Source organism: Arthrobacter sp. NQ4 (genome assembly GCF_029077345.1).
Classification (GTDB): Bacteria; Actinomycetota; Actinomycetes; order Actinomycetales; family Micrococcaceae; genus Arthrobacter.
In genome coordinates this window covers 84,798-105,251 of record NZ_JARETC010000006.1, presented here as the reverse complement: position 1 = coordinate 105,251, position 20,454 = coordinate 84,798, and the positions used below count along the sequence as shown (strand labels likewise).

22 protein-coding genes, 4 tRNA genes and 1 riboswitch are annotated in these 20,454 nt (G+C 67.5%); of the genes, 4 read left to right on the top strand and 22 right to left on the bottom strand.

Going from position 1 to position 20,454, the window contains the following annotated elements; genetic code table 11:
- Positions 1 to 201: 201 nt before the first annotated feature.
- From lgt to hisI, 8 genes are all read right to left on the bottom strand, one after another.
- Entirely contained in the window at positions 202 to 1,368 is a 1,167-nt protein-coding gene (gene lgt, locus PUN51_RS12285; RefSeq protein ID WP_275181107.1) for a prolipoprotein diacylglyceryl transferase, read from the bottom strand.
- 2 nt (positions 1,369 to 1,370) lie between these two features.
- Complete coding sequence (gene trpA, locus PUN51_RS12280; protein ID WP_275181104.1) at positions 1,371 to 2,219, bottom strand: tryptophan synthase subunit alpha; 849 nt, start codon at positions 2,217 to 2,219, stop codon at positions 1,371 to 1,373.
- Positions 2,216 to 3,535 (bottom strand): tryptophan synthase subunit beta, encoded by a 1,320-nt coding sequence (trpB, locus tag PUN51_RS12275; protein ID WP_159632131.1) that lies wholly within the window; start codon positions 3,533 to 3,535, stop codon positions 2,216 to 2,218. The genes trpA and trpB overlap by 4 nt, the downstream gene beginning before the upstream one ends.
- Before the next feature lie 122 nt (positions 3,536 to 3,657).
- Positions 3,658 to 4,479 (bottom strand): indole-3-glycerol phosphate synthase TrpC, encoded by an 822-nt coding sequence (trpC, locus tag PUN51_RS12270; RefSeq protein WP_275181100.1) that lies wholly within the window; start codon positions 4,477 to 4,479, stop codon positions 3,658 to 3,660.
- Positions 4,479 to 4,766: an HGxxPAAW family protein gene (locus PUN51_RS12265; RefSeq protein WP_141160741.1), complete on the bottom strand. Its 288-nt coding sequence runs from the start codon at positions 4,764 to 4,766 to the stop codon at positions 4,479 to 4,481. Before PUN51_RS12265 ends, trpC begins: the two co-directional genes overlap by 1 nt.
- Before the next feature lie 105 nt (positions 4,767 to 4,871).
- Positions 4,872 to 5,525, bottom strand: a complete 654-nt coding sequence (locus PUN51_RS12260; RefSeq protein WP_275181098.1) for a Trp biosynthesis-associated membrane protein — start codon at positions 5,523 to 5,525, stop codon at positions 4,872 to 4,874.
- The gene (locus tag PUN51_RS12255) at positions 5,525 to 7,087 is read right to left on the bottom strand and encodes an anthranilate synthase component I (RefSeq protein WP_224025741.1); all 1,563 of its coding nucleotides are present in this window, start codon (positions 7,085 to 7,087) and stop codon (positions 5,525 to 5,527) included. The genes PUN51_RS12260 and PUN51_RS12255 overlap by 1 nt, the downstream gene beginning before the upstream one ends.
- A 114-nt stretch (positions 7,088 to 7,201) precedes the next feature.
- Positions 7,202 to 7,657 (bottom strand): phosphoribosyl-AMP cyclohydrolase, encoded by a 456-nt coding sequence (gene hisI / locus PUN51_RS12250; protein WP_255175222.1) that lies wholly within the window; start codon positions 7,655 to 7,657, stop codon positions 7,202 to 7,204.
- Between the two features lie 112 nt (positions 7,658 to 7,769).
- On the opposite strand from hisI, the gene PUN51_RS12245 reads away from it, so the two are divergent.
- On the top strand, positions 7,770 to 8,414 hold the full coding sequence (locus tag PUN51_RS12245; RefSeq protein ID WP_275181091.1) for a TIGR03085 family metal-binding protein: 645 nt from the start codon (positions 7,770 to 7,772) through the stop codon (positions 8,412 to 8,414).
- Between the two features lie 81 nt (positions 8,415 to 8,495).
- On the opposite strand, the gene hisF is transcribed toward PUN51_RS12245, so the two are convergent.
- The 14 genes from hisF to PUN51_RS12175 form a co-directional block, all read right to left on the bottom strand.
- A complete protein-coding gene (hisF, locus tag PUN51_RS12240) occupies positions 8,496 to 9,272 on the bottom strand; it encodes an imidazole glycerol phosphate synthase subunit HisF (RefSeq protein WP_141160745.1) in 777 nt (258 codons plus the stop codon).
- A gap of 40 nt (positions 9,273 to 9,312) precedes the next feature.
- A complete protein-coding gene (gene hisG / locus PUN51_RS12235) occupies positions 9,313 to 10,173 on the bottom strand; it encodes an ATP phosphoribosyltransferase (RefSeq protein ID WP_159632138.1) in 861 nt (286 codons plus the stop codon).
- A gap of 82 nt (positions 10,174 to 10,255) precedes the next feature.
- Positions 10,256 to 10,519 carry a phosphoribosyl-ATP diphosphatase gene (locus tag PUN51_RS12230; RefSeq protein ID WP_009358176.1) on the bottom strand — a complete coding sequence of 88 codons (264 nt, stop codon included), beginning with the start codon at positions 10,517 to 10,519 and terminating at the stop codon, positions 10,256 to 10,258.
- A gap of 104 nt (positions 10,520 to 10,623) precedes the next feature.
- On the bottom strand, positions 10,624 to 11,112 hold the full coding sequence (ribH, locus tag PUN51_RS12225) for a 6,7-dimethyl-8-ribityllumazine synthase (RefSeq protein ID WP_224025738.1): 489 nt from the start codon (positions 11,110 to 11,112) through the stop codon (positions 10,624 to 10,626).
- A 33-nt stretch (positions 11,113 to 11,145) separates the two neighbouring features.
- Positions 11,146 to 11,880: a GTP cyclohydrolase II gene (gene ribA / locus PUN51_RS12220; RefSeq protein WP_224025737.1), complete on the bottom strand. Its 735-nt coding sequence runs from the start codon at positions 11,878 to 11,880 to the stop codon at positions 11,146 to 11,148.
- Positions 11,877 to 12,662 (bottom strand): 3,4-dihydroxy-2-butanone-4-phosphate synthase, encoded by a 786-nt coding sequence (ribB, locus tag PUN51_RS12215; protein WP_374114938.1) that lies wholly within the window; start codon positions 12,660 to 12,662, stop codon positions 11,877 to 11,879. The genes ribA and ribB overlap by 4 nt, the downstream gene beginning before the upstream one ends.
- Positions 12,659 to 13,321 (bottom strand): riboflavin synthase, encoded by a 663-nt coding sequence (locus PUN51_RS12210; RefSeq protein ID WP_275181089.1) that lies wholly within the window; start codon positions 13,319 to 13,321, stop codon positions 12,659 to 12,661. The genes ribB and PUN51_RS12210 overlap by 4 nt, the downstream gene beginning before the upstream one ends.
- Positions 13,321 to 14,460: a bifunctional diaminohydroxyphosphoribosylaminopyrimidine deaminase/5-amino-6-(5-phosphoribosylamino)uracil reductase RibD gene (ribD, locus tag PUN51_RS12205; RefSeq protein WP_275181087.1), complete on the bottom strand. Its 1,140-nt coding sequence runs from the start codon at positions 14,458 to 14,460 to the stop codon at positions 13,321 to 13,323. The genes PUN51_RS12210 and ribD overlap by 1 nt, the downstream gene beginning before the upstream one ends.
- Before the next feature lie 171 nt (positions 14,461 to 14,631).
- Positions 14,632 to 14,780: riboswitch (FMN riboswitch) on the bottom strand.
- Positions 14,781 to 14,819: 39 nt separating this feature from the next.
- Complete coding sequence (gene rpe, locus PUN51_RS12200; RefSeq protein WP_224025735.1) at positions 14,820 to 15,497, bottom strand: ribulose-phosphate 3-epimerase; 678 nt, start codon at positions 15,495 to 15,497, stop codon at positions 14,820 to 14,822.
- 49 nt (positions 15,498 to 15,546) lie between these two features.
- Complete coding sequence (locus PUN51_RS12195) at positions 15,547 to 17,178, bottom strand: RsmB/NOP family class I SAM-dependent RNA methyltransferase (RefSeq protein ID WP_275181086.1); 1,632 nt, start codon at positions 17,176 to 17,178, stop codon at positions 15,547 to 15,549.
- Positions 17,175 to 18,095 (bottom strand): methionyl-tRNA formyltransferase, encoded by a 921-nt coding sequence (gene fmt / locus PUN51_RS12190; protein ID WP_275181085.1) that lies wholly within the window; start codon positions 18,093 to 18,095, stop codon positions 17,175 to 17,177. Before fmt ends, PUN51_RS12195 begins: the two co-directional genes overlap by 4 nt.
- A complete protein-coding gene (def, locus tag PUN51_RS12185; protein WP_159632144.1) occupies positions 18,092 to 18,694 on the bottom strand; it encodes a peptide deformylase in 603 nt (200 codons plus the stop codon). The genes fmt and def overlap by 4 nt, the downstream gene beginning before the upstream one ends.
- 77 nt (positions 18,695 to 18,771) lie before the next feature.
- Positions 18,772 to 19,626, bottom strand: coding sequence for a cytochrome (locus PUN51_RS12180; protein ID WP_224025732.1), 855 nt, complete (start codon positions 19,624 to 19,626; stop codon positions 18,772 to 18,774).
- A 104-nt stretch (positions 19,627 to 19,730) separates the two neighbouring features.
- Positions 19,731 to 19,802: transfer RNA gene (locus PUN51_RS12175), tRNA-Val, on the bottom strand.
- Between the two features lie 338 nt (positions 19,803 to 20,140).
- On the opposite strand from PUN51_RS12175, the gene PUN51_RS12170 reads away from it, so the two are divergent.
- The 3 genes from PUN51_RS12170 to PUN51_RS12160 all read left to right on the top strand — a co-directional run bounded on the left by PUN51_RS12170 (position 20,141) and on the right by PUN51_RS12160 (position 20,440).
- Positions 20,141 to 20,213, top strand: a tRNA-Gly gene (locus PUN51_RS12170).
- A gap of 47 nt (positions 20,214 to 20,260) precedes the next feature.
- Positions 20,261 to 20,331 (top strand) — tRNA-Cys (locus PUN51_RS12165).
- A gap of 37 nt (positions 20,332 to 20,368) precedes the next feature.
- A tRNA-Val gene (locus PUN51_RS12160) sits at positions 20,369 to 20,440 on the top strand.
- The last annotated feature ends 14 nt before the right edge of the window (positions 20,441 to 20,454 follow it).

The following is a 20,454-nucleotide window of genomic DNA, read 5'->3' as shown; positions in this document are numbered from 1 at the left end:
GGCGCCGTTGCAAGGGCACAACAAAGTGTTGATTACTGGAAATTGTAGGTCAGCGCAGCCTGCTGAACTAACGGTTACGCAGGCCCCTGCCCGGGGCAACACCGGACAGCAGCTTCACGCTGTACGGACGGTGCCCCATGCCACGACGTTGTGGTTTCGGGCTCTTCGAGCGGTGGCTCTACTGCCCTGCCTGGCCGGCGCCTACTTGCCGGTGCCGGCCTCCGGTGCGGGTTCCGTGGCTGTGCTGCCGGAGTGTCCGGCAGCCGTCGCATCCGCTCCGGGCTTTCGGCCGGCCGGTGCCGCCTCGGCTTCTTCCGTGGGGTCGGAAGCATGCCTGGAACCGCTGTGGTTATCAGGGAGATTACCACGCGAATCACTATCTGAGACAACATTGTCCGGATCACGGACCTCTGTGACTGTCCCGGCATGTGGTCCCGTTGCCACGGCCTTGTCCGGTTCACGGCCGGCGAGGTACACGGTGTCCGGATCCGGCCGGCCCTTGAGGCCCAGCAGAATGAAGGCGGCCAGGGCTGCCAGGAACACAAAGATGCTGGTCCAGACGTTGAGCCTGGTGGTGATGCCAAAGATGCTGATCTGCTCGGCATCGTCGATGCGCATCGCTTCAATCCAGACGCGGCCCAGCGTGTAGTACATGGCGTACAGCCAGAAGAGCCTGCTGCGGCGGAAGGTGAAGCGCCGGTCCAGGGCCAGCAGGATCACGACGCCGGCCAGGTTCCACAGCGACTCGTAGAGGAACGTGGGGTGGAAGAGGGTGTCGGCGGGCATGCCGGCCGGAAAGTTGGGGTTGTTCGCGTCAATCTGCAGGCCCCACGGCAGCGTGGTGGGGCCGCCAAAGAGTTCCTGGTTGAAGTAGTTGCCCCACCGGCCAATGGCCTGTGCCAGGAGCAGTCCCGGTGCTGCGGCATCGACGAAGGCGCTCAGCTTGACGCCGCTGCGGCGGCACCCGATCCAGGCACCCACCGCGCCGAGCACGACGGCGCCCCAGATTCCCAGGCCACCCCGCTGGATCTGCGGGATCAGGGAGAGGTCTCCGGTGCCGTCGAAGCCGGGGCCGAAGTAGGCGTCCGGGGATGAGACCACGTGGTAGAGCCGGCCGCCGATGATGCCAAAGGGGATGGCCCAGATGACGATGTCCCAGACGCTGCCTTCAGGGGCACCACGCTTGGCCCAGCGGACGGACGTCAGCCACAGGCCTACGACGATGCCGGCCAGGATGCACAGCGCGTAGGCGTGGATCCGCAGGCTGCCCCACGGGAGGGGGATGTCGAAGCCGGACCAGTCCGGGCTGGGGATGCTGGCGGACAGCAACGTGGGTGCCAGGGCGGTTGCCTGAAGGAGCGGCTGCATGGCTACGCCCCGGTTTCCTGCGTGAGGCCGGATTCCCGGGTCAGCCCCGTGGCGAGGTCCTTGGTGAGGGCGCCGACGGCGTCCACTCCCCCGTCGCGGAGGGCGGCCACCAGGGCGGTGCCCACGATAACGCCTTCGGCGTAGGTTGCGATTTCACGGACCTGGTCAGCGGTGGAGACGCCAAGCCCCACGCAGACGCGTTCGGCGCCTGCATTGTGCGCTGCCGACACAACATCCTTGGCGGCGGTGCTGACGGATGTCCGTGCGCCCGTCACGCCCATGATGGATACGGCGTAAACGAACCCGCGGCTTGCGTCCACGGTGCGCTGCATCCGCTCCGGCGTGGAGGACGGTGCCACCAGGAACACCCGGTCCAGGCCGTACTTGTCAGAGGCTGCCATCCACTCGGCGGCTTCGTCCGGAATGAGGTCCGGGGTGATGAGCCCGGCGCCGCCGGCTTCGGCGAGCCGGCGCGAGAATTCATCCACGCCCATGCGGACTACGGGGTTCCAGTAGGTCATGACCAGGACGGCAGCATCGGTCCTGCTGGTGATGCCGGCGACGACGTCGAACACCTGGCTGACGTGGAAGCCCTTGGCCAGGGCCTCGGTGGTGGCGGCCTGGATGACCTGCCCGTCCATGACCGGATCCGAGTAGGGGATGCCGATTTCGATCAGGTCGGCTCCGTTCTCCGCCAGGGCGATGCCTGCGGCGATGGTTTCCTGCACGCTGGGGTAGCCGGCGGGAAGGTAGCCGATGAGCGCCGAGCGCCCCTGGGAACGGGCCCTGTCGATCGCTGCTGCCGACTTGCTGGCCGTCTCAGCCTGGTTGGCGATGTCTGCGCTGCTCACAGCTGCTCCCCCTCTTTGCCGATTTCCGATTCGGCGGAATTTTTGTCCAACAGGTCAAACCATTCGGCGGCGGTGGCCACGTCCTTGTCACCGCGCCCGGACAGGTTGACGATGATGATCTTTTCACCGGCGGAAGCGGCGTCCTCGGCGGCAAGCCGCTGGCCCACCTTGATGGCTCCGGCCAGCGCATGCGAGGACTCGATGGCGGGGATGATGCCCTCGGTGCGGCACAGGAGCCGGAAGGCGTCCATCGCTTCGCCGTCGGTGATGGGCTCGTAGCTGACCCGCCCGATATCGGCCAGGTAGGAGTGCTCCGGGCCGACCCCGGGGTAGTCCAGTCCGGCGGAGATCGAGTGCGACTCGATGGTCTGCCCGTCGTCGTCCTGCATCAGGTAGGAGCGTGCACCATGGAGCACCCCGGGCTTGCCCAGGGTAATGGTGGCGGCGTGCCGGCCGGTCTCCACGCCTTCGCCGCCGGCCTCGAACCCGTAGATCTTCACGCTGGGATCATCCAGGAACCCGTGGAAGATGCCGATGGCGTTGGAGCCGCCGCCAATGCAGGCGCAGACAGCGTCCGGGAGCCTGCCCTCCTGCTCGAGGATCTGTGCGCGGGCTTCCTCGCCGATGACCTCGTGGAAGTAGCGGACCATGGCGGGGAACGGGTGGGCTCCGGCGGCGGTGCCCAGCAGGTAGTGGGTGGTGGAAACGTTGGCTACCCAGTCCCGGAGGGCATCGTTGATGGCGTCCTTGAGGGTCTGGGACCCGCTGGTCACGGGAATGACCTTGGCCCCCAGCAGCTCCATGCGGGCAACGTTCAGCGCCTGGCGGCGGCAGTCCTCTGCACCCATGTACACCACGCACTCCAGGCCCATGAGGGCGGCGGCGGTGGCACTGGCCACGCCGTGCTGGCCGGCGCCGGTCTCGGCGATGATGCGGGTCTTGCCCATGCGCTTGGCGAGCAGGGCCTGGCCCAGGACGTTGTTGATCTTGTGCGAGCCCGTGTGGTTGAGGTCCTCGCGCTTGAGGAACACCCGTACTCCCCCGGCGTGCTGGGAGAACCGCTTGGCTTCCGTGAGCAGGGACGGGCGGCCGGAGTAGTTCTTGTTCAGGTCCGCGATCTGGGCGCGGAACTCGGGGTCGTCCTTGGCCTTGTTGAAGGTCTCTTCAAGTTCGTCCAGGGCGGCGATGAGGGACTCGGGCATCCATCGGCCGCCGTAGTTGCCGAAGTACGGCCCCGGGGCGTGGCGGAGGGATCCCCCCTGCAGGAATGCTTCCGCGGTGGTGTTGTCAGCGTTTCCTGAGGGTGCTTCAGCCATCAGTCCTGTCCTGTTCGAAGTTGGTGGTCAAAAAGTGTGCAGTTCCGGTACCGGGCCGGAACGGGTGCCTGTCCCGCGGGCCAGCGTGCTGCTGCCCCGCAGGAGGCTCGATGGTGCGTGCCTTAGCTGCGGGCAGCGATGGCGGCGGCGCCGGCGGCAGTGAACTCGGCGATGCGTTCCCGCGGCGTGGCGTGGCTTACCAGGGCCTCGCCCACCAGTATGGCGTTGGCGCCGCTGGCGGCGTAATGCGTGACGTCGTCCGCGTCGCGGACGCCTGATTCGGCAACTACGACGGCCTCGGCGGGGATCATTCCTGCCAGGGAGGCAAAAACAGAACGGTCGACGTCGAGCGTCTTCAGGTTGCGCACATTGACGCCGATGATCCGGGCGTTGGCCGCGACGGCCCGCTCGATTTCTTCTTCCGTGTGCGTCTCCACCAGCACGTTCATGCCGAGCTCGCGGCTGAGGGCGCTGAACTCCGTGAGCTGGGCATCGGAAAGCGCGGCCACGATGAGCAGGATGAGGTCGGCACCGTGGGCACGGGCCTCCCAGATCTGGTACTCGTCGAGCGTGAAGTCCTTGCGCAGCAGCGGGATGTCGACGGCGGCGCGCACGGCGTCAAGGTCGGCCAGGGACCCGTTGAAGCGGCGCTGTTCGGTGAGGACGCTGATGACGGAGGCACCGCCGTCGGCGTACTGCCGGGCGAGCGACGCCGGATCCCCGATGCTGGCGAGATCGCCCTTGGAGGGGCTCCGGCGCTTGATTTCGGCGATGACTTTCAGCTGTTCCCGGGTTGGGGAGGTTCCGCCGAGGGCCCCCCAGGCATCGCGGGCGGGTGCCGCTGCCTGGGCCAGGTCCTTCAGCTCAGCCAGGGAAACGAGCCGCTTCCTGGCCTCCATATCCTCCCTGACACCGGCGTTGATGTCGTCGAGAACAGTCGCCATCAGTGGCCGGAGTTCTTCAGCTTGCTGCCTTCGACGCCGTAGCCTGCCTTGCGCATGACGTAACCGAGGATCAGGCCGATCACCATGACGACGGCGCCGCCAATGAAGATGGGGGTGCTGGCGATGACGAAGGCGATGGCTGCGATGAGGGCGCCGACGAGCATGACGATGACGCAGGTCCATGCTGCCGGGCTGTTGCCGTGGCCCAGTTCCTGGCTGTGGTCAATGGCGCCCGGGGCGACCTGGCGGGTGCCGGACTTGGAAACGGACGCAGGTGCTTTGCTCATGGAAAATCTCCTCAGGGTGGATACTGCTTACATTCTGCCATTTTTTGGCCGCCGACCGCGTACCGCTGGGCCCGACGCCCGCGCCGGCGGTGGTGGCCGCAGGCCTTACGTTGGGTCCTCGCCGCGGGAAAGCCGGTCCCAGCTGTCAATCTCGTCCACCGGCCCTGCCGCTGCAGCGGTTCCCGCGGCGCCGGGCGCGTCATATTTGGTGCGCGTCTTCCAGTAACGGGACGCCGGCAGGATCAGGAGGGCTGCCAGCGCCAGGAGGCAGCCGGCGACGACGGCGAGGACCGGAAAGGGAGTGAGCTCCACGTGCGCCTGGCTGCCGGAGATCCCGGTGGCGCCTGCAATGGTTCCCTGCGCGGCCGAGAGGGGGTCCGCCAGGACCGTTGCCGCGGCGGTGACCACGCCGGCTGAGGCCAGGACGATGATGGCGGTGATGATCCACCGTGCGATCCGGCCAGCGATCGCCGCTGCCAGTCCCCCGGCAAGGGCCACCAGGGCCAGGGCCGTGACGGTGGTGGCGGCCTTGCTGCCCTGCACCTGGATGGCACTTTGGGTGGCGGCAGCCTGGCCCACCTGGTTGGGGTCCAGGGTGGCAGTCATCCAGGTCTGGGTGGTGGTGCCGAAGGCGGCCAGCGCGAGGAGGGCGATCAGCATCACCAGCGTCGACTTGCGTGCCCACACCGGCGTGCTGCGGTTCTTCCGCGCCTTGCCTGCCTTGCCGGCCTTGCCCGCAGTTACTCCGGACTCCGACATCAGGAATCCGTCCCGCCGGGCAGGGATTCCGCCGAAATGTTGTGCAGCGATCCGGCGGTGTGGACTGCGCGCAGCGGGGCGGCAGCCTTGTTGACGGTTTCCATGGCCTCGGTGGGGTTCACCGAGTCCGCCACGATCCCGCCGCCGGCCTGGACGTAGGCGCGCCCTTCCCGGAGCAGCGCGGACCTGATGGCGATGGCCATGTCCATGTCCCCGGCGAAGTCGAGGTAGCCCACCACGCCGCCGTAGATGCCGCGGCGGTGCGGTTCCAGTTCATCGAGGAGGCGCAGCGCCCTGGGCTTGGGGGCTCCGGAGAGCGTGCCGGCCGGGAACGTGGCCTTCAGGACGTCGTAAGCCTTGGCCTGCGGGGCGAGCTTGCCCACCACGGTGGATACCAGGTGCATGATGTGGCTGAAGCGCTCCACCTCCATGAACTGGGTGACATCCACCGTGCCGGCAACGCAGACCTTGGAGAGGTCGTTGCGGGACAGGTCCACCAGCATCAGGTGCTCGGCGCGTTCCTTCTGGTCCGCCAGCAGTTCCTCGGCCAGGGCCTTGTCCGCTTCGACCGTCTTGCCGCGGGGGCGGGAGCCGGCGATGGGGTGGGTGATGACTTCCTCGCCCGTGACCGTCACCAGCGCTTCCGGGGAGGACCCGACGATGGAGTATTCGCGGCCCTCGGCGTCTTCGAGGCTGAAGATGTACATGTACGGGCTGGGGTTGGTGTTCCGGAGCACGCGGTAGACGTCCAGGGCGGATGCCTTGCACTCCATTTCGAAGCGGCGCGAGATCACCACCTGGAAGACTTCGCCGTCGACAATGGCTTCCTTGCCTCGGTCCAGGGCCGCCAGGTATTCGGCTTCATCCCAGCGTTCCTGGACGCTCGAGGCGAAGTCCAGGGCAGCGGGTGCCAGCACGGACACAGGCTGCACCACGGGGGCGCTGATCCTGGCCAGGAGTTCCTTGACCCGGGCCACGGCGTCGTGCCAGGCCTCATCGACGCGCTCGGAGCTGTTGTCGAAGTTGATGGCGTTGGCGATCAGCAGGACCGTGCCGTCCACGTTGTCGTGCACCGCCATGTCCGTGACCAGGTTCAGGGCCATCTCGGGCAGGTGCAGATCGTCCTCCGGCGGACTGACCAGACGCTCCCAGTGCCGGACGGTTTCCCAGCCGAGGAAGCCCACGAGGCCGGAGGTGAAGGGCGGCAGTCCCTCGAACCGGTCCGTGCGCAGGGCATCGATGGTGTCGCGGATGGCGTCCACCGGACTGCCGCTGACCGGCACCCCGGCGGGCGGCTCGCCCAGCCAGTGCGCCTGGCCGTCCTTGGTGGTCAGCGTGGCGCGGGACCTGGCACCGATGAAGGAGTAGCGTGACCAGGCTCCGCCCACGGCAGCCGATTCCATGAGGAAGGTGCCGGGCTGCCCCTGGGCCAGCTTCCGGTACAGGCCGATGGGGGTTTCGGCGTCGGCGAGGACCTTGAGCCGGACGGGAATGACGCGGCTGTGGCCGGCGAGTTCCCGGAACTCCTCAAGGCTTGGGCTGATGGTTCCGAGGTCCTGCATGGCTGTGCTTGTCCGCCTGTTCTTCAAAAAGGGCCGGCGTTGCCGGCACCTTGGTTGTGCTTTGCTGGGATGGCCGCCGCCGGGTGGAAACGCCGGCCGGGCTGCGGCTGCCGCCTACCCTGCCTGGCCGGCCACCACGTCGAGGTCCCTGCCGTCGAAGCAGGTCCGGGTGCCGGTGTGGCAGGCGGCGCCCACCTGGTCGACGCGCACCAGCAGTGCGTCGCCGTCGCAGTCCATGGCCACGGATTTGACCCACTGGACGTGCCCCGAGGTGTCCCCCTTGCGCCAGTACTCCTGGCGGGAGCGGGAGTAGAACGTCACGCGGCCGGTGGTCATGGTGCGGTGGAGGGCTTCGTCGTCCATCCAGCCAAGCATGAGCACTTCGTTCGTGTCGTACTGCTGCACCACAGCGGCCACCAGGCCTGCACCGTCGCGCTTGAGCGCGGCGGCCACCTCCTCGGGAAGCGGGCTTGCCGGCGGGGCGGATTCAACGGAAGGCGCCGGCACGGACTGCACGGGCGCGGACACGGCGGATCCTGCGGTTTGGACGGGGGTTGGCTGCTCAGACATCGGGTCAAGTCTAGTGCCTTCGCCGGGCCGGTCTCCTGTTGTGAACAACGGCACGCCACCGGCCGCCGCAGTGCTGCCCATCTCCACACCACTCGTGCTAGTTTCACAAGTGATGCATTTCGTCGAACCGTCCCGAGAAGTCCTGGCCGAAACCCTGCTTGCGGCCGGCCCTGATGCGCCCACGCTGTGCAAGGGCTGGCGTACCAGGGACCTTGCCGCGCACCTTTACCTGCGCGAGCGGAAGGCCGCCGTCGGGCTCGGTTTGATCATCAAGCGCCTGGCCAAGGCCTCGGACCAGGCCACCGCAAAGCTGGCCGCCAAGCTCACCAGCAACGAGGACTACGCCCGGCTGGTGAACACCTTCCGCGCCGGGCCGCCGGCCCTCTCCCCGATGAGCATCCGGGCGCTGGACGAAAGCGCCAACCTGATCGAGTACTTCGTGCACACGGAGGACGTCCGGCGCGCCGTGGACCGGTGGGCGCCCCGGGCACTGGACGAGGCTTACTCGGACGCGCTCTGGGACGAACTGGTCAAACGCGCCGCCATCCTTTACCGCGGCGTGGACCTGGGCATTGTCCTGGTCCGCCCGTCCGGGCCGCGGCACGTGGCAAAACGTGCGCCCGTTTCGGTGGCCATCGTCGGCGAGCCGGGCGAGCTGCTGATGCACGCCCACGGCCGCACGCGCCACGCCCTGGTCACGTTCGAAGGCCAGCCGGACGCCGTCGTCCTCCTCCAGTCAGCCGAAGTAGGACTCTGACTTCCCAACTAAGTAGCGCTAAGTGCCGTTATGAGGGCTCATAACGGCACTTAGCGCTACTTAGTTGGGTGGGCAGACAGGTCAGCGGACCTCGAAGCCTGCTTCGCGGATGGCGTCCTTGACCTGGGACATCATGTTGTCCGGGCCCCAGTGGAAGATTGACGCAGCCAGGACGGCGTCCGCGCCGGCCGCGACGGCGGGCGGGAAGTGCGCCGGCTCCCCGGCACCGCCGGAGGCGATGATGGGGACCCTGACGGCGGCCCGGACCAGCTTGATGAGTTCGAGGTCGAAGCCGTCCTTGGTGCCGTCGGCATCGATGGAGTTCAGCAGGATCTCCCCGACGCCGCGGTCGGCTGCTTCCCGGGCCCATTCGATGGCGTCGATCCCGGTGCCGGTGCGGCCGCCGTGGGTGGTCACTTCGAAGCCCGACGGCGTCGGCTGGGATCCGGGGCGCGTCCGGCGGGCGTCGACGGACAGGACCAGCACCTGGGAACCGAAGTGCCGGGTGATCTCGTCGATGACGTCCGGGCGCGCCACGGCCGCGGTGTTGATGGAGGCTTTGTCCGCGCCGTAGCGCAGGAGCTTGTCCACCTCGGCCACGCCGCGGACGCCGCCGCCAACGGTGAGCGGGATGAAGACTTCCTCGGCGGTGCGCCGGACGACGTCGAACGTGGTTTCCCGGTTGCCGGACGACGCGGTGACGTCGAGGAAGGTCAGTTCGTCGGCGCCTGCGTTGTCGTAGCGGTGGGCGAGTTCCACGGGGTCGCCGGCATCGCGGAGGCCCTCGAAGTTGACGCCCTTGACGACGCGCCCGGCGTCGACATCAAGGCAGGGAATGACCCGTACTGCTACTGCCATGGGAACTCCTGATATTCGGTGGTGCTGGGGAAGCCGGTGATCAGATGCGGCAGGCGTGGATGCTGCTGACCAGGATGGCGCGGGCGCCCAGGTCGTAGAGTTCATCCATGATCCGGTTGGTTTCCTTTTTGGGCACCATGGACCGGACGGCTACCCAGTCGGAGTCCCGCAGCGGGGAGACGGTGGGCGATTCGAGGCCGGGAGTCAGGCTGGCGGCCTTCTCCACGAGTTCCTTGCGGATGTCGTAGTCCATCAGGACGTACTGGCGCGCCACCAGGACGCCCTGGAGGCGGCGGATGAGGACCTCGATCTCCTTGGCCGTGCCGTTGGCGGCGCCGCCGGCGCCGGTGCGACGGATCAGGACGGCTTCGGATTTGAGGATGGGTTCGCCGAAGATTTCCATGCCGGCGGCCTTGAGGGTGTTGCCGGTTTCCACGACGTCGGCGATGGCGTCCGCAACGCCGAGCCGCACGGAGGATTCAACGGCGCCGTCGAGCCGGACCACCTTGGCATTGATGCCACGTTCTGCCAGGTAGTTGCGCAGCAGTCCGTCGTAGCTGGTGGCAAGGCGCTTGCCTTCGAGTTCGGCGGCGGAACTGAAATCGCCCACCGGGCCGGCAAAGCGGAACGTGGAGGCGGCGAAGCCCAGCGGAAGCAGTTCTTCCGCTTCCACCTCGGCGTCCAGCAGCAGGTCGCGGCCGGTGATGCCGACGTCGAGCGTTCCCCGGCCCACGTAAACCGCGATGTCACGGGGGCGGAGGAAGAAGAACTCAATGTCGTTGTCGGGGTCAACCATGACCAGCTCGCGGCTGTCGCGCCGCTGGCGGTATCCGGCTTCGGAGAGCATGGCGGAGGCGGCTTCGGACAGGGAGCCCTTGTTGGGGACGGCTACTCGCAGCATGGGAAATTCTTTCTGGGTGGAAGGTCTGGGTCTTCAGGCAATGCAGGCCACAGGAGGCCGGCGGCAAAGCGCCGGCCGGTGGCTACAGATGCTTGTAGACGTCTTCCAGGGTCAGGCCTTTTGCGAGCATCAGAACCTGCAGGTGGTACAACAGCTGGGAGATTTCCTCGGCCGCAGCTTCATCGGATTCATATTCGGCAGCCATCCATACTTCGGCTGCTTCCTCAACGACTTTTTTGCCGATGCCGTGAACACCGGACTCCAATTCAGCGACGGTGCGGGAGCCTTCCGGGCGGGTGGCTGCCTTCTCGCTGAGCTCAGCGAACAGCGTCTCGAAATTCTTCACGCCCTCCAGCCTACTTGCTGCGGCCGTGGGGGCGCTTCCCGGGCGGTTGCATGACGGGCGCGATGTGAGGGAATACACACCGCGCCCGTGCAGCGGAGTGCCGCTTAGCTGCGGTACTGCTTGAGGACGACGGCGGTGGCCAGTGCCGCGGTGACGGCCTCGTGGCCCTTGTCTTCCTTGGAGCCGGGCAGGCCGGCGCGGTCCAGGCCCTGCTGTTCGGTGTCGCAGGTGAGCACGCCGAAGCCCACCGGCACGCCGGTGGAGACGCTGACGTCGGTGAGGCCCGACGTCGCAGCCTGGCAGACGTAGTCGAAGTGCGGCGTGCCGCCGCGGATCACGACGCCGAGGGCCACCACGGCGTCAAAGTGCGGTGCCAGCCGCGCGGCGGCCACGGGAAGTTCGAAGCTGCCCGGAACCCGGAGCACCGTGGGCTCGGCGATCCCGGCATCCTTGGCGGCGCGGAGTGCACCGTCCAGGAGGCCATCCATGATCTGCGTGTGCCAGCTGGCTGCAATGATGGCCAGCTTCAGCTGCGAGGTTTCAGCCGGGTTGAGGGTGCTGAGGTCAATGTCGGGGGCGCCGTGTCCGCTCATGGGTTTGTTGTGTTCCGTTCGTTCGTGAAGACGTCAGTCTTGTTCGTGGTCGTAAGGGGTTTCGGGGGCCGTCACAGGCACGGGAGCCACCTGGGTGTCCAGCACCAGCCGGTGTTCCATGCGGTCCTTCTTGGTGCGCAGGTACCGGATGTTCTGTTCGCGGGAGGGGACCTCTGTGGGAACCATTTCCACGACCGTCACCCCGGCCTTGGCCAGCCTGTTCTGCTTGTCCGGGTTGTTGCTCAGCAGCCGGACTTCATGCAGGCCCATTTCCGCGAGGATCTGGGCCGCGGCCTTGTAGCAGCGGGCATCAACGGGAAGGCCCAGCTGCTCGTTGGCTTCGACGGTGTCAAAGCCCGCTTCCTGCAGCGCGTAGGCCTTGATCTTGTTGGCCAGGCCAATCCCGCGGCCTTCCTGGCCGCGGAGGTAGAGCAGGGTTCCGCCGTTGTCCCGGATCAGCTCCAGCGCGAAGGCGAGCTGTTCCCCGCAGTCGCAACGGTAGGAACCAAAAACATCCCCGGTGAGGCACTCGGAATGCAGCCGGACAAGGGGAGCTTTTCCGTCGGTGGGAGCATTGGGGGAACTGACGGCCAGATGCTCCACGCCTGTCACGAGGTCTGTCCACGCCTGCGCCACGAAGTCGCCAAAGGCGGTGGGCAGTTGCACCACGGGCCCTCCGCTGACGGGATGGGGCGCTTCACCGGACACCGCGTGGGGCTTCCGGTGACCATTGTGCTGGCTGTCGTCGCTGGCTGCCGCTGCCGTCATCGTTTCTCCTTTTCTTCACCCGGGACCGCCCGGGCATCCTCGTCCGGTGCTCCCCCGGTCCCGGCTTCAAGATACGCCACCAGGTCCTCGATGGAGATCAGGGGGCACCCATGTTCAGCTGCGAACGAACGGAGCCCGTCCAGGCGCATCATTTCGCCGTCGTCGTACACCACTTCCGCGATCACCCCGACGGGTGCAAGGCCTGCCAGGCGGCACAGGTCCACAGCGGCCTCGGTGTGGCCCTGGCGTTCCCGCACACCTCCGTCAACTGCACGGAGCGGGAAAATATGCCCCGGCCGGGTCACGGATGCCGGACCGGCCTGCGGGTCCGCCAGGATGCGCGCGGTCAGGGCCCGGTCCGTTGCGGAGATTCCCGTACTGACGCCGACGGCCGCGTCGCAGGAGACGGTGTAGGCAGTGCCCTTCGCGTCCTCGTTGACAGCCGTCATGGGAGGCAGTGCCAGTGCGTCCGCGCGGTCCCCGGTCAACGGCACGCAGATCACGCCCGAGCTGTACCGGATGGTCCAGCCCATCAGCGCGGGCGTGGCGTGCTGGGCGGCGAAGATGATGTCGCCTTCGTTTTCGCGGTCCTCGTTGTCGACCACCAGCACCGGACGCCCGGCGGCCATGGCGCGCACGGCATCCGCGATGGGGTCCAGTCCCCGGGCGGGCGCGGACGATGCCCGGCCGGTCACCGGGTCACCGGATGCCGGGGTGCCGGTCACGGCGTTGGTCACGGGGTCATGGGCCACGGCGGGTTCCAGGCGTACTGCTGCGTTCACCGTGCACCTCCCGCGGTGGCAGCTTCGCCGCTGCCGGCCGGTGCGGCGGCGCTGCTGAAGGCAAGGAGCCGTTCGGTGTATTTGGCCAGGACGTCGACTTCAAGGTTTACCCGGCTGCCGGTGGTCTTGGTGCCCAGGCCGGTTTCGGCGAGGGTGGTGGGGATCAGGCCCACTTCGAACCAGGGTTCCTGCTCTGCGGCCGGGCTGACCGCCGTCACGGTGAGGGAGACGCCGTCGATGGCGATGGAGCCTTTCTCGGCGATGTAGCGGGCCAGGTTGGCGGGGACGCCGAAGCGCAGCCGCTCCCAGTTGCCCTGCGGTTCCCGTTCGAGCAGGACGCCCACGCCGTCCACGTGGCCTTGCACCACGTGGCCGTCCAGGCGGCCGCCTGCGGGAACACAACGCTCCAGGTTGACGGAGTCCCCTGCAGTGAGCTCGCCGATGGTGCTCCGGACCAGGGTCTCCCCCATGACGTCGACGCTGAAGTCCTTGCCGTCAATCGCTGTTGCCGTGAGGCAGACCCCGTTGACGGCGATGGAGCCCCCAAGGGCCAGGCCCTCGGTGGAGGCGGGCGCGTGCAGCCGGACCGTGGCGCTGGTGGTGCCGTCGCGCTCGACGGACAGCACCTGCCCCTGCTCGGCAATAATTCCGGTAAACATCAGTAGCCTCCCTGGGCTGGCTCCGCGGCTGTGCGGGTTGGTGGGTGGTCAAGTGCAACGTGCCGTTGCGGTCTGAGGTGGAGTCTGAGGTCCCGGCCCAGCGTCCGGACCGCGCCGCCGTCGGACGCGTCCCATTCCCACTGCTGGGCGTCGGGAAGGCTGGTGATGCCCAGCCCGTTCAGTGCGGGGGTGCCCGATCCCAGCAGGGTGGGCGCCAGGTAAACGATCAGTTCGTCCACCAGGCCTGCCGCCAGGAAGGAGCTGAGGATGCTGGACCCGCCCTCCACCATGACGTGCCGGATGCCGGACGAGTACAGCATGGACAGGGCTTCGCGCGGGTCGCGGGTGGGAAGGTGGACGGCAAGGCCATCGTCGCCGTGGATTGCGGCGCCCTCCGGAATATCGCGGAGACCCATGACGGCACGGACCGGCTGCTTGGGCGCGGGGTTGCCGGCGGCGTCCCGGGCGGTCAGCCGGGGGTTGTCCACCATCACGGTCTGGGTGCCCACCAGGATGGCGTCGATGCGGCTGCGGATCCCGTGGTTGTCAGCCAGGGACTCCGGGCTGGAGATCCACTGGCTGGTGCCGTCTTCGGCAGCGATGCGGGCGTCCAGGGTCTGCGCGATGTGCAGGGTGACGAACGGCCGCTTGGCAGCCACCGCCTCGAACCACTGGCGGTTCAGGTCCAGGGCCTCGTCGGCACCCAGGCCGCTGCGGACCCTGACGCCGGCTGCGCGCAGTGTTGCCGCGCCCCCGGCAGCGGGATCGTGGGGGTCATCCACGGCATAGACCACATCAGTGATCCCGGCCGCGATGATCGCCTCCGTGCACGGTCCGGTGCGGCCCACGTGGTTGCAGGGTTCCAGCGTGACCACCATGGTGCAGCCGGACAGGTCCAGTCCGACGGCGGCGGCCTGGGCAATCGCGTCGGCTTCGGCGTGTGCGGTGCCGGCGCCGCGGTGGTAGCCGGCAACGAGCTGCTTGCCGTCAGCGCCTACGACGACGGCGCCCACCAGGGGATTCGCGCCGCGGGGGCCTTTCAGCGCTGCCTGGAGGGCCTGCTCCATGGCCGCGGTTTCGGCGGCGCTGAAGGCGGTGACCACCCCGGCGGCGGGCTGAAGCTTTACGGCGCCCGTCATGCGGCTGCCGTTGCGGAGGTGTGGCCTGCCTTTGAAGCGGCAGGACTTACGGCGTTTAAGAGCCATCGCTGGGGGTTCATTCGTGTGTCGTTCCTTCCCTGTCGAACCGCGATGGCTCCGGGGATACGACAGCAGAACGCTGCGGAGCCAAAAGGCTGCGCAGATACAGCTGTACGTGCTTCTCTCATCCAGACTTTAACTGTCGGTACCGGAATTCCACCGGTTCAACCGTTTGCCGGAGCCCTCCTGGGAGAACAACGGCGCGCGGGTCGCGGACTGTCACCGCCGGTTCGGACTTACACCGACCCCGGAGCACGTATGTGTGTTGTTATTGTGCCACAACCGGGATGGGCTCCCGGTTATTCCGTCGCCGCGCGTAATGTCCGGCTGCCCTTGGCGCGCAGCAGGTCGATGGCAGCGGACGGATCGTCGGCGCCGTAGACGGCGGAACCGGCCACAAAGACGTTCGCCCCGGCCTCGGCGGCCCGGGCAATGGTCTCTTCCGTGATGCCACCGTCAACCTGGATGGCCACCCCCAGCCCGGAGCCCTCCACGGCCGCGCGGGCCCTGCGGATCTTGGGCAGGGTGATGTCCAGGAACGCCTGGCCGCCGAAGCCCGGTTCCACCGTCATGATGAGCAGCATGTCGAGTTCCGGCAGCATGTCAAGGTATGGCTCCACCGGGGTTGCCGGGCGCAGGGCCATGCCCGCTTTGGATCCCCTGCTGCGCAGTTCCCGTGCCAGCTTGATGGGCGCAATGGAAGCTTCGGCGTGGAACGTCACGGAGGCCAGGCCGGCGTCCGCGAAACCAGGCGCCCAGCGGTCCGCGTCGGCGATCATCAGGTGGGCGTCAAGCGGTACGGGGCTGACGGCCTGGATCCGCTGCACGACGGGCAACCCGATGGTCAGGTTGGGCACGAAGTGGTTGTCCATGACGTCAACGTGCACGGCGTCGGCATTGCTGATCCGCTGTAGTTCGGCCTCAAGGTTCACGAAGTCGGCGGAGAGGATGCTCGGATTGATGCAGCATTGCGTCACGGGGGTGCCTTTCAAGGTGCGTGGTGGGAAACCCAGGCGTTCTGCCCGGTCAGGCCTTCTTCTTTATCAGGGCCAGGAACATCGCGTCGGTGTGGTGGATATGGGGCCAGAGCTGCGCCGTTGACTCGTGGCCGGCGCCCAGGCTCCCGGTCAGGCTGACCGCGTCCAGGGCCGCACCGGCATCGAGGAGTTCCAGGTCAGGGCGCTTGCGCAGGGTGTCGTCAACGACGGCTGTTGTCTCGGCGGGATGCGGTGAACAGGTCACGTAGGCCACCACTCCCCCTGGCCGGACGGCACCCAGGGCCGAGGCCAGCAGTTCGCGCTGCAGCGGCCCGAGATCTGCAATGTCCTTGGGCGAGCGCCGCCACCGGGACTCCGGCCTGCGGCGCAATGCTCCCAGGCCCGTGCAGGGAACGTCCACCAGGACACGGTCATACCGCCCGGGCTGCTCACCGCCCACTTCACGGCCGTCACCGGTGCGGACCTGCCAGCTGTCGTGCGGAACGGCGGACAGTGCCTGGCTGACCAGCTTGGCCCGGTGCGGCGCGGGCTCGTTCGCGAGCAGTGTGGCGCCCCGCTGGTGTGCCAGCGCACCAAGGAGCGCTGCCTTTCCGCCTGGACCGGCACAGAGATCAAGCCATGCTTCAGCGTCACCGGCCGTGGGTTCACTTCCCGTGCCGCCCGCTCCCCCGGGTGCACCGAGGTCCACCGCGGCCAGGGCCCTGGCCACCAGCTGGGAACCGACGTCCTGCACCCTGGTGGTACCGGCGCGGACGGAGGCCAGGCGGCCCAGGTCCCCGCCGCTGGAGAGCGCCGAGCCTTCAACCAGCTCCCCGGGGGTGGCGCCGTTTTCCAGCGCTTCGTCCAGGCTGCCCAGGCCGGGCAGGGCAACGAGGTTAACCACAGGTGCGTCGTTGTCCGCTTCCAGAAGGTCGTCGATCTCTGTTGCTGAACGGCCGTGAGCGACGAGGGACTGGCGCATGGCCCGGACGATCCACTCGGGGTGGGCGTACCTCACCGCGGCTACCTTCGTAGCGTCGGTTTCGCCTTCCACCAGCAGGTCCAGCCATTCCTCCAGGCTCCGGGCGGCGACCTTGCGAAGGACGGCGTTGATCAACGTCGACGGTCCGGCCCCGATCACTGCGCGGGCCAGCCCTACGGTCTGGTCCAGGGCAGCGTGGGCGGGGACCCGCATGGCAAGCAGCTGGTGGGCACCGATGCGGAGGGCATCGAGGATAGCCGGGTCAAGCTGCGCCAGGGGGCGGTCCACGCACCGCGCCAAAATGGCGTCATAGGTTCCCTGGCCGCGGAGGGCCCCATAGCTCAGTTCGGTGGCGAATCCGGCGTCCCGCTTGTCCAGGTGGTGGTGCCGGATCCGTGCGGGCAGGACCAGGTTGGCGTAGGCATCCTCCGCCGCCACGGCGCGGAGCACCTCGAAGGCCACCAGGCGTGCGGGATCTGCACGCCTGGTGCGCTGGGACGGCGCCTGGTCGGTGAAGCTCCGTTGCGGCCCGCGGTTGCGTTCCCGCCCCTTGGCGTTCCGCCGGCTGGCGTCCCGGGGACCGCCGTTGCCACGGCCGCCGCCGGCAGGTCCGCCGCTGCCGCCCTGCCCGCCTTTCCCGGCGCCGCTGCGTCCCCCGGCACTTCCCCGTCCGCCTGTATTGCCTCCGGACCCGGTCATTCGAACACCACGCTCTCCAGTGAAGCCAAACCGCGCGCCCAGTCGGCGGCGGCCATCATCTTTTTCCCGGCGGGCTGGATCCGGGTAAGTTCCACCGCGTGCGAACCTGTCCCCACCAACACGGCCTTGTCCCGCAGTGCCACGGATCCCGGGGCAAGCCCGGAAACATCCGGCCGCAGCCGCACCGGCTCAAGTTTGACCCGCTGCCCGTCCAGCACGGTCCACGCACCGGGCTCGGGGGTGACACCGCGCGCCTGCCTGCTGATGGCCAGGGCCGGATGCGCCCAGTTCAGGTGGCCATCCTCCAGGGTCAGCTTCGGCGCCAGCGTGACATCGCCGGCCTGTGGCTGCGGCGCTGCTTTTCCGGCATCGATGGCAGAAAGCGTCTGGGCCAGCAGGACCGCGCCGCTGTGGGACAGCCGTTCCAAAAGGTCACCCGCCGTGTCCTGGGGCTTGACGGACTCCGTCAGGGTGCCGAAGACAGGCCCGGTGTCCAGGCCTTCCTCAAGCTGGAACGTCACTGCGCCGGTGACGTCGTCCCCGGCCATGATGGACCGCTGGACCGGCGCCGCCCCGCGCCAGGCGGGCAGCAGGGAGAAGTGCAGGTTGACCCAGCCGTGCCGCGGAATGCCCAGGGCATCGCGGGGAACCAGTCCGCCATAGGCGACGATGGCCGCGACGTCCGGCTGCACCGCGCTGATGCTGGCTATGGCCTCGGCATCGACGCGTGCGGCACGGATGACCTCGATGCCCAGTTCCGCGGCCCGCTGGGCAACGGGCGACGGCGTCAGCACCCGTTTCCGGCCCAGCGGCGCGTCGGGCCGGGTCAGGACGGCAACGACGTTGAAGCCGGCGTTGACCAGCGCGTCCAGGGAGGGAACTGCGACGGCGGGTGTCCCCGCGAAGAGGACCCTCACCCGGCTGCGCCGAAGCTGGAGCCGGGGGTGCTGGTTCCGCCAAAGCTGGTCCCGCCGAAGCTTGACCCCACACTCTTGGCGCGTTTGGCTGTGGTCCGTCCGGCGACGGCGTCGTAATTGGCGTTGCGGATGGACCTCAGCGCCGCCTTCCGGTCCTCGCCCTCGAGGCGGTCCGTGTAAAGGATGCCGTCCAGGTGGTCGTTTTCGTGCTGGAAGCAGCGCGCCAGCATCCCCTCGCCGTCAATGGTGACCGGGTTGCCGTGCATGTCAACGCCGGTGACACGGGTGGCGCGGAAACGGCGGACCGGGAAGCCCAGGCCCGGGATGGACAGGCAGCCCTCCACGTGGTCCGGCTGGTAGTCCTCGCTGTTCTCCAGGACAGGATTGATGATGTGGCCCTCGACGCCGTCGATCCGGTAGGTGAAGATGCGCTTGCTGACGCCGATCTGGGGAGCGGCAAGGCCGGCTCCTTCCACGTCCTCCATGGTCTCGGTCATGTCGGCGACCAGTTTGGCAAGGTCGGGTCCGAATTCCGTCACGGGATCGGCAACTGTGCGCAGCACAGGATCGCCGATGATGCGGATATTCAGAATAGCCATGCGCTGGGTGTCCTCACGGTTGGCGGGAAAGTGAACCTGTCCAGTTTAGGTGCAGTCTCTTCACGTGCACCGTCTCCTTAGGCAGTACGGGCCAGGGGCGGGGGTGCGATGGGCAGCAGCGCAGTGCCCGCGCTGATGGTGTCCGCGGAAAGTTCCCAGACGCGGCGCAGGGCGCAGAACTTCCACCAGTGGTGCTTGAGGACCTCAGGGTTGGCCCGGACGGGGCGGACCTCCGTTTCACCGATGGCCACCGCCAGCAGGACCGGGTCCTCACCGTACTTCCAGGGCTCCCAGGTCCCCGCCTCCGGATCCACGAGGCTTTCTTCCGCCTTCATGCCGGCAACCAGCTGCATCACCACCTTGTCATCCAGGGGCTTGACCTGACCGTCCCGGGTTGTGCCCTTGGTCTTGTAGTCGATCAGGCAGATGCGTCCGTTGATCCTGGCCACGAGGTCAAGGGTTCCGGCGTATCCCACCGAGTTGTTCCAGACCGTGATTTCCGGGGCGATGGGCTCCACGCGGAAGAGTTCCCACCATTCGTCGAAGCGCACGGCGAAAGCCTCCTCCCCGTTGGCGGCCAGGGCATCGCGGGCTTCCTTCATGGAATGGGGGCGTCCGAGCGCCCGGAGGGCCACCTGCTCGCAGTAGTTATGTACGCGGTCCCCACGCCTGGCGGCGTCGTCCCGGTACGTTTCGGCCGCCTTTGCCGCACGGTTGATGGCCTGCTTGATTTTGGCCGGGCTCCCCAGGCAGTCGGAGAGCAGCGGATCGTTGGCCAGGCTGCTGGCACCCATATAGCCGAACCAGCCATCGAGGCCGTGCGGCTGCTGGCTGATCACCGTGGTGATGGAAGGAACCGAGAACTGCTCAGACGTTGACCGTGCGTACATCCGGCCGTATTCGGTGGCGTGGGCAAGAAGCGGATCAGTCATACAAAAGACTCTTTCACAGGGGGCCGACAAAATCTCCGGCGGCAGGAGCCGCACGCAAAAAAGGTCCGTTTCCGCTGCTGATGAGCGGAAACGGACCTCTGCGGTGGGCGATACTGGGTTCGAACCAGTGACCTCTTCGGTGTGAACGAAGCGCGCTACCACTGCGCCAATCGCCCCGATGCATTTGAATGCTAGCCCACGTCTGCCCCAATTGAAAAATCGGCCGGCGCCACACGCAAAGCCATGCTCCACGGGGGTCCTGCAGCCACGTCCACCCCCGCCCGCGCCTGCACGAAAGCAGCGCATCGGGCAGTACAAGGTGGGGCGGCCGTACTCACCCTGGCCGGAATTACACGCCTGTAACTCGAAAATTTCGCGCAATTCCGCGGTTGTTGGGCCCATGCGGGCCGGCCGCGCCGGGGCGATTTGGAGTTTCCCGGAACCTCCTATATTGTTTTTACTCGTTGGAACGCGAGGAAATGCCGGAAACGGCAAGGAATCAAGCCTCCAAAATGCGGACGTAGCTCAGCTGGTAGAGCACCACCTTGCCAAGGTGGATGTCGCGAGTTCGAATCTCGTCGTCCGCTCGCAGGACACTGTCACAGCAAACATTCTTCGGAATTGACGCTAACACGGTGGGTTGGCCGAGAGGCGAGGCAGCGGCCTGCAAAGCCGTATACACGGGTTCGAATCCCGTACCCACCTCGGTGAAAACCATGGTTTCCGGGTTTCCGGATGCAATGGGCGATTGGCGCAGCGGTAGCGCGCTTCCCTGACACGGAAGAGGTCACTGGTTCGATCCCAGTATCGCCCACTCGGCAAGGCAAC